General features: G+C 68.8%; 15 protein-coding genes. 8 read left to right on the plus strand and 7 right to left on the minus strand.

Annotated features, from left to right (window positions below; all coding sequences use genetic code 11):
- Positions 1–4 precede the first annotated feature (4 nt).
- Both QE449_RS06435 and QE449_RS06440 read right to left on the minus strand, forming a co-directional pair.
- Positions 5–424 carry an HIT family protein gene (locus tag QE449_RS06435; protein WP_027504969.1) on the minus strand — a complete coding sequence of 140 codons (420 nt, stop codon included), beginning with the start codon at positions 422–424 and terminating at the stop codon, positions 5–7.
- Positions 421–1,215 (minus strand): NAD-dependent deacylase, encoded by a 795-nt coding sequence (locus tag QE449_RS06440; protein ID WP_027504970.1) that lies wholly within the window; start codon positions 1,213–1,215, stop codon positions 421–423. Before QE449_RS06440 ends, QE449_RS06435 begins: the two co-directional genes overlap by 4 nt.
- A 288-nt stretch (positions 1,216–1,503) precedes the next feature.
- Between QE449_RS06440 and QE449_RS06445 the strand changes: the two genes are divergently transcribed.
- The 4 genes from QE449_RS06445 to QE449_RS06460 are packed head-to-tail and all read left to right on the plus strand — an operon-like array spanning position 1,504 to position 4,521.
- Positions 1,504–2,583 (plus strand): NAD(P) transhydrogenase subunit alpha, encoded by a 1,080-nt coding sequence (locus QE449_RS06445; protein ID WP_373428266.1) that lies wholly within the window; start codon positions 1,504–1,506, stop codon positions 2,581–2,583.
- Positions 2,580–2,738: a hypothetical protein gene (locus QE449_RS06450; protein WP_307108495.1), complete on the plus strand. Its 159-nt coding sequence runs from the start codon at positions 2,580–2,582 to the stop codon at positions 2,736–2,738. The genes QE449_RS06445 and QE449_RS06450 overlap by 4 nt, the downstream gene beginning before the upstream one ends.
- On the plus strand, positions 2,738–3,079 hold the full coding sequence (locus QE449_RS06455; RefSeq protein ID WP_056448442.1) for an NAD(P) transhydrogenase subunit alpha: 342 nt from the start codon (positions 2,738–2,740) through the stop codon (positions 3,077–3,079). The genes QE449_RS06450 and QE449_RS06455 overlap by 1 nt, the downstream gene beginning before the upstream one ends.
- A complete protein-coding gene (locus QE449_RS06460) occupies positions 3,079–4,521 on the plus strand; it encodes an NAD(P)(+) transhydrogenase (Re/Si-specific) subunit beta (protein ID WP_307091923.1) in 1,443 nt (480 codons plus the stop codon). The genes QE449_RS06455 and QE449_RS06460 overlap by 1 nt, the downstream gene beginning before the upstream one ends.
- A gap of 28 nt (positions 4,522–4,549) precedes the next feature.
- Here the strand turns inward: QE449_RS06460 and QE449_RS06465 are convergent, their stop codons facing one another.
- The 3 genes from QE449_RS06465 to pdhA all read right to left on the minus strand — a co-directional run bounded on the left by QE449_RS06465 (position 4,550) and on the right by pdhA (position 7,374).
- A complete protein-coding gene (locus QE449_RS06465) occupies positions 4,550–5,203 on the minus strand; it encodes a hypothetical protein (RefSeq protein ID WP_056448448.1) in 654 nt (217 codons plus the stop codon).
- A gap of 69 nt (positions 5,204–5,272) precedes the next feature.
- Positions 5,273–6,301, minus strand: a complete 1,029-nt coding sequence (locus tag QE449_RS06470) for an alpha-ketoacid dehydrogenase subunit beta (protein ID WP_307108496.1) — start codon at positions 6,299–6,301, stop codon at positions 5,273–5,275.
- The gene (gene pdhA / locus QE449_RS06475) at positions 6,298–7,374 is read right to left on the minus strand and encodes a pyruvate dehydrogenase (acetyl-transferring) E1 component subunit alpha (protein WP_056448450.1); all 1,077 of its coding nucleotides are present in this window, start codon (positions 7,372–7,374) and stop codon (positions 6,298–6,300) included. The genes QE449_RS06470 and pdhA overlap by 4 nt, the downstream gene beginning before the upstream one ends.
- Before the next feature lie 260 nt (positions 7,375–7,634).
- Between pdhA and QE449_RS06480 the strand changes: the two genes are divergently transcribed.
- The 4 genes from QE449_RS06480 to QE449_RS06495 all read left to right on the plus strand — a co-directional run bounded on the left by QE449_RS06480 (position 7,635) and on the right by QE449_RS06495 (position 12,286).
- A complete protein-coding gene (locus tag QE449_RS06480; RefSeq protein WP_307108497.1) occupies positions 7,635–9,119 on the plus strand; it encodes a cryptochrome/photolyase family protein in 1,485 nt (494 codons plus the stop codon).
- A 71-nt stretch (positions 9,120–9,190) separates the two neighbouring features.
- Positions 9,191–10,018 (plus strand): SDR family oxidoreductase, encoded by an 828-nt coding sequence (locus tag QE449_RS06485; protein WP_027507259.1) that lies wholly within the window; start codon positions 9,191–9,193, stop codon positions 10,016–10,018.
- Position 10,019: 1 nt separating this feature from the next.
- Positions 10,020–11,237 (plus strand): acyl-CoA dehydrogenase family protein, encoded by a 1,218-nt coding sequence (locus QE449_RS06490; protein ID WP_027507258.1) that lies wholly within the window; start codon positions 10,020–10,022, stop codon positions 11,235–11,237.
- 47 nt (positions 11,238–11,284) lie between these two features.
- Positions 11,285–12,286 carry a phosphotransferase family protein gene (locus QE449_RS06495; RefSeq protein WP_307109688.1) on the plus strand — a complete coding sequence of 334 codons (1,002 nt, stop codon included), beginning with the start codon at positions 11,285–11,287 and terminating at the stop codon, positions 12,284–12,286.
- A gap of 70 nt (positions 12,287–12,356) precedes the next feature.
- On the opposite strand, the gene QE449_RS06500 is transcribed toward QE449_RS06495, so the two are convergent.
- Entirely contained in the window at positions 12,357–13,532 is a 1,176-nt protein-coding gene (locus QE449_RS06500) for a benzoate/H(+) symporter BenE family transporter (protein ID WP_307108498.1), read from the minus strand.
- On the minus strand, positions 13,529–13,969 hold the full coding sequence (locus tag QE449_RS06505; RefSeq protein WP_027507255.1) for a thioesterase family protein: 441 nt from the start codon (positions 13,967–13,969) through the stop codon (positions 13,529–13,531). Before QE449_RS06505 ends, QE449_RS06500 begins: the two co-directional genes overlap by 4 nt.
- Positions 13,970–14,053: the final 84 nt, after the last annotated feature.

Consider the following 14,053-nt stretch of genomic DNA (forward strand, 5'->3'; position numbering starts at 1 on the left):
GACCTCAGGAGGCGAGTGCGGCCCGAATTGCCCGGGCGGTCGCCTCGGGCTCGCTCTGACGCCGCGTGATCATGCCGGCGACGAAGCGGATGCGATCGCCGTGGTGGCGAGGTACGACATGCAGGTGCGAGTGGAACACGGTCTGGAAGGCGGCGCGTCCGTCGTTCATGGCGAGGTTGACCCCGTCCGCCGCCAGGGTGCTGCGGCGCATCGCGCCGGCCAGGGCCTGGCCGGCGGCGAAGACCTGCCCACCCACGACCGGGTCGAGTGTCTCGAGCCCCGAGGAGTGCACCTTGGGAACCACCAGGGTGTGCCCGCGGGTGACGGGCCGGATGTCGAGGAACGCGAGCACCGAGTCGGTCTCGTGGACGATCGTCGCGGGGGCGCGGCGGGCGACGATGTCGCAGAACACGCACTCGGTCATCGCTGCTGCTCCGTGACGGCGGCGACGAGTGCAGGCAGGGAGTCGGCCGCGGTCGCCCGCCAGACGTGGTGGGCCATGTCGGAGACCGCGGTCTCGTCCGGGTTGATCTCGATGACGACGGCGCCCGCGCTGCGAGCCTGAGCGGGAAGCCCCGCGAAGGGGTAGACCACGCCGGACGTTCCCACGACCAGGACGGCGTCGGCGGCCTCGACGGACGCCGCGACCGCTGCCCACTCCGCTTCCGGGAGCGGCTCGCCGAACCACACGACACCGGGGCGGACCGGACTTCCGCACAGACCGCACGCAGGCGGCGCGATGCGTTCCGCGCCGTCCTCGACGTCGTCGACCGGTCCCTCGAAAGGCTCCTCGCAGATCGAGCACCGCACCGCGGCCAGTGTGCCGTGGACGTGGGCCAGCACGGTGGACCCGGCGCGCTCGTGCAGGTCGTCGACGTTCTGCGTGGCGATCTCGACGGTCTGCTGCGGTGCGGACCTCTGCCACTGCGCGAGGGCCACATGACCGGCGTTCGGGCTCGAGGCGGCCACGAGCTGCGCTCGTCGGCGGTACCAGGCCCACACCAGATCCGGATCGCGGACGAACGCGTCGGGGCTGGCCAGCTCCTCCGGGGAGTACCGCTCCCACAGCCCGGTCTGCGCGTCGCGGAACGTCGGCACGCCCGACTGCGCGGACATCCCGGCCCCGGTGAGCACGGCGACGCGGGACGCGGACCGGACGGCCTCCAGCACGGGCTGCGGAACGTCGGATGCGGGGTCGGCACTGTCGGTGGTCATGAAGCGAGTGTGCCAAGTCGCACCGACACACTCGGTCCGTTATGACCTCCGCCTCACATTCGACCTCGACGCTCGGTATGTCTGTGTCGTGCGTTACCTTGCGGTGGGCCCACCCGGCCGACTCCAGGACCTCTGACGCGGGCGAACATGAGCCACCGTCGACGAGGTCGTTCTCGGAACCGACGACAGTCGGCGGCAGTGCAGCTCCGCGGGACGCGGACGTGCCGCCATTCACAGGAAGTACAGCTGGTGGAAGATTCTCGAGAAGCAGGGACGCTGGTCGGCGTCGTGCGTGAGACGAACGAGGGGGAGCGCCGGGTGGCGCTGGTCCCCAAGGTGGTCGCCGCGCTGACGGGCAAGGGTGTGCGCGTGGTGGTGGAGGCGGGTGCCGGTCTGGGCGCTCTGATCCCCGATCAGCTGTACGTCGACGCCGGTGCGAGCATCGGTGATCCGTACAGCGCGGACATCGTGGCGAAGGTGGCGCCGCCGTCGTCTGCGGAGGTGCGCAAGCTCCGTCGCGGGTCGACGCTCGTCGGCTTCCTCGCGCCGCGCAACGCGGACACGATCATTCCCGAGTTGACCGCTGCGGGTGTGCAGGCTTTCGCGGTGGAAGCGATTCCGCGTATCTCCCGTGCACAGGTGATGGACGCGTTGTCCTCGCAGGCCAACGTCGCCGGCTACAAGGCGGTGCTGCTGGCGGCGTCGGAGTCGACGCGGTTCTTCCCGATGCTGACCACCGCGGCGGGCACGGTGAAGCCGGCGACGGTGCTGGTGCTCGGTGTGGGTGTGGCGGGGTTGCAGGCGTTGGCGACGGCGAAGCGTCTCGGTGGCCGCGCCACCGGGTACGACGTGCGTCCCGAGGTGGCCGATCAGGTGCGCTCGGTCGGTGCGCAGTGGCTGGATCTGGGGATCGACGCTGCCGGTGAGGGCGGGTATGCCCGTGAGCTCACCGAGGACGAGCGTGCGCAGCAGCAGGCGGCGCTGGAGAAGGCGATCTCGACGTTCGACGTCGTCATCACCACCGCTCTGGTGCCGGGTCGTCCGGCGCCGAAGTTGGTCACCGCGGCGGCTGCCGCGGGGATGCGACCGGGCAGTGTCGTGGTGGACCTCGCGGGGGAGACCGGTGGCAACTGCGAGCTCACCGAGCCGGGTCGCACGGTGGTGAAGAACGACGTCATCATCGCCTCGCCGCTGAATTTGCCGGCGACGATGCCCGAGCACGCGAGTGAGCTGTACTCGAAGAACATCTCGGCGCTGATCGAGCTGATGCTCGACGAGAACGGTGCGTTCGCGCCCGACTTCTCCGACGAGGTCCTCGCGAAGTCCTGCGTCACCCACGCCGTAGCCACATCGGAGGTGAGGTCGTGATCGGTCACCTGCTGCACGATCTGCTGGTGGTTCCCCTGACCACGATCATCGATCGCATGATGGCGCCACCCGGCAACGGCAGCTACTACCACTACGTCGACCTCTTCGTCGATGACTCGATCGACGAATCCGGCTCCTGGAGGGAAAGCTACTGATGTACACACCGTTGCTCGCGAACATCGCGATCCTGGTCCTGGCCGGGTTCGTCGGTTTCGCTGTCATCTCCAAGGTGCCCAACACGCTGCACACGCCGCTGATGTCGGGTACCAACGCCATCCACGGCATCGTCGTGCTCGGCGCCCTCATCGTGTTGGGCCGGTTGCCGGAGGACGCGCCGTGGGGTGTGCGGATCATCGCGTTCGTCGCGTTGATCTTCGGCACGCTCAACGTCGTCGGTGGGTTCCTGGTGACCGACCGCATGCTCGGCATGTTCAAGGGCAAGAAGGCGCCCGCTGCTGTGTCGACGGCAACCGGCGAGAAGGGTGCTGATTCCTGATGAACAATCTCGTCAACATCCTCTACATCGTCGCGTTCGCGATGTTCATCTACGGCCTGATGGGTCTGACCGGCCCGAAGACGGCGGTGCGCGGCAACTGGATCGCCGCTGTCGGTATGGGTATCGCCGTGGTGGCGACTCTGATCGAGGTCCGCGACACGGCGGCGATCAACTGGATCCTCATCGCCGCCGGTCTGGCCATCGGTGTCCTGCTGGGTGTCCCGCCGGCCAAGCGCACGAAGATGACGGCGATGCCGCAGCTGGTGGCGCTGTTCAACGGCGTGGGCGGCGGCACGGTCGCATTGATCGCCTGGTCGGAGTTCATCGAGACCGACGGTTTCTCGGCGTTCCAGCACGGTGAAGAGCCGACGGTGCACATCGTCATCGGGTCACTGTTCGCGGCGGTCATCGGGTCGGTGTCGTTCTGGGGTTCGCTGGTGGCGTTCCTGAAGCTGCAGGAGCTGCTGAACAAGAAGGTCGAGAAGGCGTTCGTGAAGAACGCGCGCATCTTCCAGCTCACCAACATCGTGCTGCTGCTCCTCGCGGTGGCGGTGTCGGTCTACATCGGTCTGCGCGCCACCCCGGGTGAGGGCACCTCGCAGTGGTGGATCGTGCTGGTGCTCGTCGCGGCGGCACTGATGGGCCTGTTCGTGGTGTTCCCTATCGGCGGCGCGGACATGCCGGTGGTGATCTCGCTGCTCAATGCGTTGACGGGTCTGTCGGCTGCGGCGGCGGGGTTGGCGCTGAACAACACCGCGATGATCGTGGCGGGCATGATCGTCGGCGCGTCCGGCACCATCCTGACCAACCTGATGGCGACGGCGATGAACCGGTCGATCCCGGCGATCGTGTTCGGGTCCTTCGGTGGCGGCGGCGCGTCCGCGGTCGGTGGCCCCGACGATGCCGGCGGCACGGTGAAGTCCACCTCGGCGGCGGATGCGGCGATCCAGATGGCGTACGCCTCGCAGGTCATCGTGGTGCCCGGCTACGGTCTCGCGGTCGCGCAGGCCCAGCACGCGGTCAAGGACATGGCGTCGATCCTCGAGTCCAAGGGCGTGGAGGTGAAGTACGCGATCCATCCGGTGGCCGGGCGCATGCCGGGTCACATGAACGTGTTGCTCGCCGAGGCCGACGTCGAGTACGAGGCGATGAAGGAGATGGACGACATCAACGGGGAGTTCTCCCGCACCGATGTCACCCTCGTCATCGGCGCGAACGATGTCACCAACCCGGCGGCGCGCAACGATCCGAGTTCGCCGATCCACGGGATGCCGATCCTGAACGTGGACGAGTCGCGGTCGGTGATCGTGCTCAAGCGGTCGATGAGCTCCGGGTACGCCGGTATCGACAATCCGCTCTTCACGGCGGATCGCACGTCGATGCTCTTCGGCGACGCGAAGAAATCCGTCAACGCCGTCATCGAGGAACTCAAAGCCCTCTAGGTGTACCCGGCCCTGATGCCCCGCCCGCTCACCGGCGGCGGAGCATCAGGGCCGCGGTGTCGAGAGGGTTCTTCGCCTCGCGGGCAGCGGCGACGGGGGAGTGCGCCATGACGACACCGGCGGCGCCCCACCACATCCCGGTCACCAGCAGCGCCCCGACGATGCCGATGCCTGTCGCACCCGCGGTGACCACGGCGGCGAGGGCCACGCCGGCGACCAGGGCCGAGCCCAGCCCCAGGACGACGGGACGCAGCCGACCGGGCACGACGAGCGCCCCCGACGCGATCACCGAGGATGCTGCGACCACGCGACCGTCGGGAAGTGCCGACGTCGCGATGTGATCGGACAGCCATGCCGACCCGGCTGCGGCGGTCAGGGTCGACCCGAGGCACAGCATGAGGATCGCGCCGATGCCGTACGGCAACTTGCGCACCACCGCGACCACCGTCAGCGCGGCGACCACCACCAGCACGGTCGTCACGTCGATGACGTCGAGCACCGTGTCGGCCGGGGCGTACAGGGCCTCGAGCGCGACCGACGCCGGTGGGTAGCGCACGCCCAGCAGCGGCAGGACGGCGTAGAGCACGACCAGTGCCGCCGCAGACACTCCTGTCAGTGCCCACCACCGAGGGGTGGTGCGTCGGGCGCGAAGCGCGATCTGTTGCGTCGTCGTGGTACTCACGGGTCCCCATGATGGCGCACGAGGCTGGCAGAATCCTGTGACCCGGCGCAGTGATTCCCGTGCGGCGCGTCAGCCTGCGAGAACCGTGTCGACTCCCGTGAGAATCCGATCGACGTCCGGGAGGTGGTGCCGCTCGAGGCGTGCCGGCGGGTACGGAACGTGAAAGCCCGTGACCCGCTGGACGGGTGCCTCCAGCGAGTAGAAGCACTCCTGCGACACCTGGGCCGCCACCTCCGCCGCGATGCCGAGGTAGCCCGTGTCCTCGTGCACGACGACGAGGCGCCCGGTCCGACGCACGGACCGACAGACCGTGTCGGTGTCCAGCGGTGAGAGGGACCGGAGATCGATGACCTCGAGGCTGTGGCCCTCGGACTCCGCCACCTCGGCTGCCTTCAGTGCGGTCTGCACCATCGACCCGTAGGCCACCACTGTCGCATCGGTACCGGTGCGGCACACGCGAGCGGCCTCCAGCGGCAGATCGGGCGCATCGGTGGCCCATTTGCCCTTGTCCCAGTACCGACGCTTGGGCTCGAGGAAGACGACGGGGTCCTCCGAGTGCACGGCCTGCTGGATCATCCAGTACGCGTCGTGGGGCGTGCTCGGGCTGACCACGCGCAGGCCCGCCGTGTGGGCGAAGTACGCCTCGGGAGATTCCGAATGGTGTTCGACGGCTCCGATGCCACCACCGAACGGGATGCGGATGACCATCGGGGCGCCGATGCGACCGGCGGTGCGGTACCGGATCTTGGCCACCTGGGACACGATCTGGTCGAAGGCCGGATAGACGAACCCGTCGAACTGGATCTCGACGACGGGGCGGTAGCCGCGCAGCGCCATGCCGAACGCGGTGCCCACCATGCCGGACTCGGCGAGGGGCATGTCGAGCACGCGCTGATCGCCGAAGTCCTTCTGCAGTCTGTCGGTCACGCGGAACACACCGCCGAGCTTGCCGATGTCGAGGCCCATCAGCACGACCTTGTCGTCGGCCTCGAGGGAGGCGCGGAGACCTGCGTTGATCGCACCACCGAGGGTGCCCTTGACGTGGAGATCGGACGACGCGGTGGTCGCGCCGGCGCGGGAGAGGGTTCCGGTGGTCATCGCAGTGTCTCCTTCTGGCGGTCCACCACAGCGTGGGGTTCGGCGTAGACGTGGTCGAGCAGGGTGGACGACTCCGGATCGACGGCGGAGATCGTGGCGGAGCGGAGCCGGGCGGCGACGTCGTCGGCGGTCGCGGCGATGCCCTCGCGCACGGACGGTGTCAGGGCGCCCTCGCGGGTGAGCAGTCTGTCGAGGCGGTCCAACGGATCGCGCGCCGCCCACACGTCGCGCTCGGCGTCGGCGCGGTACCGCGTCGGATCGTCCGAGGTGGTGTGCGGGCCCATGCGGTAGGTCATGGCCTCGATGAACGTGGGGCCTCCGCCGGTGCGGGCGCGGTGCGCGGCGGCACGGGTGACGGCGAGGACGGCGAGGGCATCGTTGCCGTCGACCCGCAGGGCGGGCATGCCGAAGCCGGCGGCGCGGGAGGCGAGCGGCAGCGGACTCTGCAGCGCAACGGGCTCGCTGATGGCCCAGTGGTTGTTCTGGCAGAAGAACACGACGCCGGCCCCGAAAGAGACTGAGAACGACAGCGCCTCCGAGATGTCGCCTTCGCTGGTGGCGCCGTCGCCGAAGTAGGCGACAGTGGCGATCTCGGCACCGTCGAGCCGCGCCGCCATGGCGTAGCCGGTGGCGTGCAGTCCCTGCGCTCCGACGATGATCGCCGGGTTGGTGATGTTGTACTCGTCGGGGTCCCAGCCGGAGTGCGCAGTACCGCGCCACAGTGCGGTGAGCTTCTCCACCGGCACGCCTCGGCAGTACGCCACCGCGTGCTCGCGGTAGCTCGTGAAGATGTAGTCGTCCGCGGTGACGGCGTGGGCCGAGCCCACCTGGGCTGCTTCCTGACCCAGCAGCGGTGCCCACAGTCCCAGCTCACCCTGGCGCTGCAGCGCGGTCGCCTCGGTGTCGATGCGGCGAGCGACCACCATGTCGCGGTACATGTCGAGCATGTGGGCGGCGTCGACGTCGGCGACGAGTCGCCAGTGCTCGGGGTCGTGCACTCGTCGCCCGTCGGGCTGGACGAGCTGCACGGGATGCGCGATGCGATCGCCCCGCGGTGTGTCCGATCGGGTCATGGGCTTCCTCTCCGCCGGTGCGCGGACCTCGTCGTGAGAGGAGGGCGCACAGTGTGGACGAACCGGGTGTGGCTCACCTCACAGCATGCTCGCCTGACCGCATTGCGCAAGTGATGCGGACGAGAGTGAGCAACTCGCTCGGCGATTGCCTCCCCGACACGCACAGAACGAGCAGGATGGGCATCGGGCGACGGTGTCGGACGGTCACGCGTAGCGGTTCCCGGCCGGTTGGCTCCGCGGAAGACGGGGAACAGCAGAGCATGTCCTCTCCGGCTCCGCTCTGGGTGTTCGCCGATCAACTCGGCCCCCACGTCCACTCGTCCGAGGAGATGGTGGACCGCGACGTCGTCATCATCGAGTCGGCGCGCGCGTTGGGCCGTCGACGGGGTCATCGGCAGAAGGCGCATCTGTTGCTCAGCGGCATGCGGCACCTCGCGGACGAACTCGGCGACCGTGCCACGTACATCCGAGCCGACACCTACCGCGAGGGCCTCGCCCGCGTCGGGCGCCCGGTCGTCGTGCACGAACCGACGTCGCGGCGTGCGGAGGCCTTCGTCCGTCGGCTGGCCGACGAGGGTCTGGTCGAGGAGATCGTGCCGACCCCGACGTTCGCCCTGTCCCGTGCGGACTTCGCCGAGTGGGCGGGCGGCAAGAAGTCGTTCCTGATGGAGAACTTCTACCGAGAGCAGCGCCGCCGGTTCGACATCCTGATGGACGGCGAGAACCCGGTGAGCGGCACCTGGAACCTCGACGCGGAGAACAGGGAGAAGCCGCCGAAGAAGCGGACGACACTCGGTGTTCCCGAACCGTGGTGGCCCGAGGAGGACGACATCGACGCCGGTGTGCGCGCGGATCTCGACGCCATGGACGTCGACTGGTCCGGCGAGGACGGACCGCGTCTCTTCGCCGTCACCGCAGCCGAGGCGGCGTCGGCGCTGGAGACCTTCGTGGCCACCCGTCTCGCCACGTTCGGTCCCTACGAGGACGCCGTGATGGCGGCGGACTGGACCATGTCGCACTCGCTGCTGTCGGTGCCGTTCAACCTCGGTGTGCTGCACCCGTTGGACGCGGCGCGCGCCGCCGAGCAGGCCTACCGGGACGGGACGGCACCGCTGGCGAGCGTCGAGGGGTTCGTACGCCAGATCCTCGGGTGGCGCGAGTACGTGTGGCACCTCTACTGGCATCTGGGCGAGGACTACATGCGCACCAATGCCCTCGATGCCGACACCCCGCTGCCCGGATGGTTCCAGACCCTGGATGCGGAGGAGGTCACCGCGGCGTGTCTGTCCGACGCCCTCGCCGGCGTGCACGATCGCGGGTGGGTGCACCACATCCCACGCCTGATGATCCTGGGAAACCATGCGCTGCAACGGGGGTACGACCCGCGGGCGCTCACCCGGTGGTTCACCGAGCACTTCGTCGACGGGTACGAGTGGGTCATGCCCGTCAACGTCTTCGGCATGAGTCAGCACGCCGACGGGGGAGTGATCGCGACCAAGCCCTACACGTCCGGCGGCGCGTACATCGACCGCATGACCGACCACTGCAAGGGCTGCGCGTTCGACCCCAAGAAGCGGGTCGGGGAGGACGCGTGTCCGTTCACGGCGGGGTACTGGGCCTTCACGCACAAGCACCGCGAGCGGTTGGCGAAGAACATGCGCACGCGCCGAGCAGTCAGTTCGATGGAGCGGCTCGGCGACATCGACGAGATCGTCGAGCAGGAGCGGCACCGGACCACTTTCTGAACTCGAGGTCGACCTCGAGTTCGTTGACCCTGAAAGCCCGTCACCCACTGCGCATGCCTACTATCTGAATGATGCGGGTCACAGACAAGGTCGCCATCGTCACGGGAGGTGGCGCCGGGATCGGCGCCGCCCTCGCCACTGCTCTGGTCGAGGCCGGGAACTCGGTCCTGGTCGCCGATCTCGACGGGGCGGCCGCCGATGCGGTCGCCGCGCGACTGGGGGAGCGGTGCATCGCCGTCGGCGGCGACGTCGCCGACGACGCGGTGATCGCCCAGATGATAGAGCGGGTCGAGGAGGCGTTCGGGCCACTCGACATCTACATCGCCAATGCCGGGACGACGGCAGGGATGGGGCTCGACAGCACCGACGCCGCCTGGGACACCGCGCTGTCGGTCAACGTCCTCGCCCATGTGCGCGCTGCGCGCGTGGTGATCCCGCGATGGATCGAGCGCGGAACGCACGGCTACTTCCTGTCCACCGCGTCCGCGGCGGGCCTGCTCACCCAGATCGGATCGGCCACCTACTCGGTGTCCAAGCACGCCGCCGTCGGCTTCGCCGAATGGTTGTCGGTCACCTACGGCGACAAGGGCATCGCGGTGAGCTGCCTGTGCCCGATGGGCGTCAACACGGCGCTCCTGAACTCGGGCTTCGACAGTGACGCCGAGGGTGCCTCGGTGGCGGCGTCCGCCGTGACCGGCGCCGGCACCGTCCTCGAACCGGAGGATGTCGCTCGCATCGTTCTCGAGGCGATGGAGACCGAGAAGTTCCTCGTTCTCCCGCACCCCGAGGTGCTCACGTTCTACTCGCACAAGAGTGCCGACTACGACCGGTGGATCGCCGGGATGCGTCGATACCGAACATCTCTCGAGACGGCCGCACGGCCAGGACAGGATCGCTGACATGGATTTCGCGTACTCGGATCGGTGCAAGGACTACCAGCAGCGACTGCTGGCATTCATGGACGAGAAGGTCTACCCGGCGGAGGCGGTCTACGCCCAGCAGATCCTGGAGTCCGGTGATCCGCACTTCCAGCCGCCGATACTCGAAGAACTCAAGGCCGACGCCAAGTCTCGCGGCCTCTGGAACCTCTTCCACCCGGATCCCGCCTACGGCCCCGGTCTGACCAACGCCGAGTACGCACCGCTCGCGGAGATCATGGGCCGCAGCCCCGCGATCGCGCCCGAGGCCTGCAACTGCGCCGCACCGGACACCGGCAACATGGAGGTGTTCACCCGCTTCGGCACGGACGAGCACAAGGAGAAGTGGCTCGCCCCGTTGCTCGAGGGCACCATCCGCTCGGCCTTCGCCATGACGGAGCCCGATGTCGCCAGCTCCGACGCGACCAACATCGCGATGTCCATGGTGGCCGACGGCGAGGACTGGATCCTGAACGGCCGCAAGTGGTGGACCTCGAACGCCCTGCACCAGAACTGCAAGGTGCTGATCGTCATGGGCAAGACCGCGCCCGAGGCGTCGACGTACGAACAGCAGTCGATGATGGTCGTGCCGATCGACGCGCCGGGCGTCACCGTCCTGCGCGGACTGCCCGTGTTCGGGTACCAGGACCGCGAGGGTCACGCCGAGGTCCTGTTCGAGAACGTCCGCGTCCCCGGCAAGGACGTGCTCGCCGGACCGGGTGCCGGCTTCATGATCGGCCAGGCACGTCTCGGCCCTGGCCGAATCCACCACTGCATGCGTGCGATCGGAATGGCCGAGCGCGCACTGGAACTCATGTGTGACCGTGCGTCGTCCCGCGTGGCGTTCGGCAAGCCGATCGCGGCGCAGGCCAACATCCAGGACTGGATCGCCGAAGCCCGCATCGACATCGAGATGGCGCGCCTGCTCACGCTGAAGGCCGCCTGGATGATGGACGAGTTCAGCAACAAGGAAGCGCGCGTGGAGATCGCGGCCATCAAGGTCGCCGCGCCCGCGATGGCCCTGAAGATCGTCGACCGCGCCATCCAGGTCCACGGCGGCGGCGGTGTCTCCGACGACTTCCCGCTCGCCAGCATGTACGCCCACCTGCGGACCCTGCGTCTCGCCGACGGTCCGGACGAGGTGCACAAGCGGACCATCGCACGCACCGAGCTGGCGCCCTACCGGAAGATCGACAAGTGACGACGGGAACGACACCGGGCCTCGACGACGGTGCGGTCACGGCGTGGATGGAGAGCCTCGACATCGGGGTCTCGGGGCCACTGACCTTCGAGCGCATCGGTAACGGGCAGTCGAATCTGACCTTCGCGGTGACCGACGCCGCGGGCAGCAACTGGGTCCTGCGGCGCCCGCCACTGGGCACGCTGCTCGCGTCGGCTCACGACGTCGCTCGCGAGTACCGCATCCTGTCCGCGCTGCAGGACACCGCGGTGCCCGTGCCGACGACGATCGCGCTGACCGACGATCCAGCGGTCACCGATGCGCCCCTGGTCCTGATGAGCCATGTGGACGGGCTGGTGATCGACAGCCCGACCGTCGCGGAGACGCTGTCGCAGGCACGTCGTCGGACGATCGGTGAGGCCATGCCCGCCACGCTCGGCAAGATCCACGCGGTCGATCTCGACAGCACCGGTCTCACCGATCTGGCGAGTCACAAGCCCTACGCTGCACGGCAATTGAAGCGATGGTCGTCGCAGTGGGCGCAGTCGAAGACGCGGGACGTCCCGGACATCGAGCGCCTGGCCACCGCGCTCGCGAATTCGGCTCCGGAGCAGACCGAGGTCTCGCTGGTGCACGGCGACTTCCATCTGAGCAACATCATCACCAGCGGAGCCGGTGAGGGAAGTGTCGACGATGCGATCGTCGCGGTGGTCGACTGGGAGCTGTGCACGCTCGGCGATCCACTGGCGGACGTCGGTGCGTTGCTGGCCTATTGGTCGCAGGCCGACGACGACAACGCGGGCATGTTCATGTCCTCCACGTTGCCGGGCTTCCCGACAAGGAATGAGCTGGTCGAGCTCTATGCCGCCGCCACCGGCCGCGACGTCTCCGCGGTGGGGTACTGGCACGCCCTCGCGCTGTGGAAGCTGTCCGTCATCGCCGAGGGCGTCATGCGCCGGGCCATCGACGACGAGCGCAACCGGGCACGCGACGGTTCTCCGACGACGGATCTGGTGGACGGCATCATCGGCCGCGCCGTCGCCACGGCGGAGGAGGCCGGGATCCTCTGAGTGGGCTCCGCCCCCGTGCGCCTTTCGCGTACCCCTGGATACGCGAAAGGCGCACGAGGAGCGCCGGTCCTCAGGCGCGTCGGGTGAGGCCCAGTCGGACGACGAGACCGAGCACGAGTGCCCAGAAGGCCGAGCCGATCCCCGCGATCGCCACACCCGAGGCGGCGACCACGAACGTGATGGCTGCCGGCACCCGGTCCGCCTCGGTGCTCAACGCGGCGGCCAGCGATGCCGCGAGGGTGGCCAGCAACGCCAGTCCCGCAACGGTTTCCACGATGCCGGCCGGCGCGAGGGCGACGAGGGACGCCAGCGCCGCCGAGGCGAGCGCGAGGGCCAGGTAGGACGCCCCGGCAGCCACCGCCGCGATCCACCGACGATCCCTGTCCGGGTGCGCGTCCGGGGCGGCCGCGAGCGCTGCGCTGATGGCAGCGAGGTTGACGGCGTGAACGCCGGCGGGTGCGGCGATCGCTGTGCCGACACCGGTGACGGTCATCGAGGCTCGCCACGGTACCGCGTAGCCGAAGGAGGCCATGACGGCCGTTCCCGGGATGTTCTGCGACGCCATCGTCACGATGTAGAGCGGCAGTGCGATGCCGATCAGCGCCTGCCACGTCCAGGTGGGTGCGACGAGGTCGAGGCTCGGGAGCAGCGATCGGGCGCCGATCTCGGTGTCGCCCGTCGTGAGCGAGATGCCGATGACCACTGCGGCGACGGCGAAGGCCGCCGGTACCGCCCAGCGCGGGGAGAAGCGCAGCAGCACGACCCATGTGACGACGACGGGGGCGACCGCCGCGGGATTGTCCGCGAGGGCCCGCACGGGTTCGAGACACAGTGGCAGGATGACGCCGGCGAGCATCGCCTGTGCCAACGACACCGGGATCGCCGCGATGACGCGGCCGAGGCCGGACCACACTCCGGTGAGCACGATTGCGATGCCCACGGTCACGAACGCCCCCACGGCCGCCGGCCATCCGCCGACCACCGCTCCGGTACCCGCGAGCAACGCGGCACCGGGTGTGGACCAGGCCAGTGTGATCGGAATGCGGTAGCGCAGTGCGAGACCCGTGATCCCCAGCGCCATCACCAGAGACATGGCGAAGAGCCCGGAGGCGGCCTGCGCCTCGCTGGCACCCACGGATCGGAGGCCGGTGAGGACCACCGCGAACGAGCTGGTGAACCCGACGAGCGCGGTGACCACCCCCGCGCCGATCGGCACGGCGAGGGACACCCGGCCGGGGGCTGTCACTGTCCGAGTGCCTCGACGACCGCGCGGATCTCGTCGGGGACCGGTGTCGGGCGGCGGGTCTCGGCGTCGACGTAGACGTGCACGAACCGTCCCGCCGCCGCCGGGGTCAAGTTTTCGCCGTCCACCCGGAAGATGCTCAGCGCGTACACGATCGAGGTGTTGCCGAGCCTCTCGACGGCGATACCCACCTGCAGGTCGTCGGGAAAGCTCAGTTGGCTGAGGAACCTGCAGGACGTCTCGGCCACCACGCCGATGGCCGGGAGTGTGCGGATGTCGAGGCCGGTGCTCTGCATGAGCCACCCGTTCACCGCGGTGTCGAAGTACGAGTAGTACGTGACGTTGTTGACGTGCCCGTAGTGGTCGTTGTCCTCCCAGCGGGTGGCGACGGGCCACAGGACGGGGCAGTCGGCTGCGGACGGGACGGTGCTCTCGGTCATGCGGGTGAGGATTCCATCCCCGTGCGCCTTTCGCGTGTCCCAGGGTGCGCAAAAGGCGCACGGGGCGAAGCCACGGTAGTAAGT

Origin of the sequence: Rhodococcus sp. SORGH_AS_0303, from assembly GCF_030819335.1 — a bacterium.
Classification (GTDB): domain Bacteria; phylum Actinomycetota; class Actinomycetes; order Mycobacteriales; family Mycobacteriaceae; genus Rhodococcoides.

Excerpts from the sequence above, each read along its gene's own strand:
- QE449_RS06455 (WP_056448442.1), top strand. The coding sequence starts at position 2,738 with ATGTACACACCGTTGCTCGCGAACATCGCGATCCTGGTCCTGGCCGGG.
- QE449_RS06495 (WP_307109688.1), top strand. The coding sequence starts at position 11,285 with ATGGAGAGCCTCGACATCGGGGTCTCGGGGCCACTGACCTTCGAGCGC.
- QE449_RS06485 (WP_027507259.1), top strand. The coding sequence starts at position 9,191 with ATGCGGGTCACAGACAAGGTCGCCATCGTCACGGGAGGTGGCGCCGGG.
- QE449_RS06440 (WP_027504970.1), bottom strand. The coding sequence starts at position 1,215 with ATGACCACCGACAGTGCCGACCCCGCATCCGACGTTCCGCAGCCCGTG.
- QE449_RS06435 (WP_027504969.1), bottom strand. The coding sequence starts at position 424 with ATGACCGAGTGCGTGTTCTGCGACATCGTCGCCCGCCGCGCCCCCGCG.
- QE449_RS06490 (WP_027507258.1), top strand. The coding sequence starts at position 10,020 with ATGGATTTCGCGTACTCGGATCGGTGCAAGGACTACCAGCAGCGACTG.
- QE449_RS06480 (WP_307108497.1), top strand. The coding sequence starts at position 7,635 with ATGTCCTCTCCGGCTCCGCTCTGGGTGTTCGCCGATCAACTCGGCCCC.
- pdhA (WP_056448450.1), bottom strand. The coding sequence starts at position 7,374 with ATGACCCGATCGGACACACCGCGGGGCGATCGCATCGCGCATCCCGTG.
- QE449_RS06505 (WP_027507255.1), bottom strand. The coding sequence starts at position 13,969 with ATGACCGAGAGCACCGTCCCGTCCGCAGCCGACTGCCCCGTCCTGTGG.
- QE449_RS06470 (WP_307108496.1), bottom strand. The coding sequence starts at position 6,301 with ATGACCACCGGAACCCTCTCCCGCGCCGGCGCGACCACCGCGTCGTCC.
- QE449_RS06460 (WP_307091923.1), top strand. The coding sequence starts at position 3,079 with ATGAACAATCTCGTCAACATCCTCTACATCGTCGCGTTCGCGATGTTC.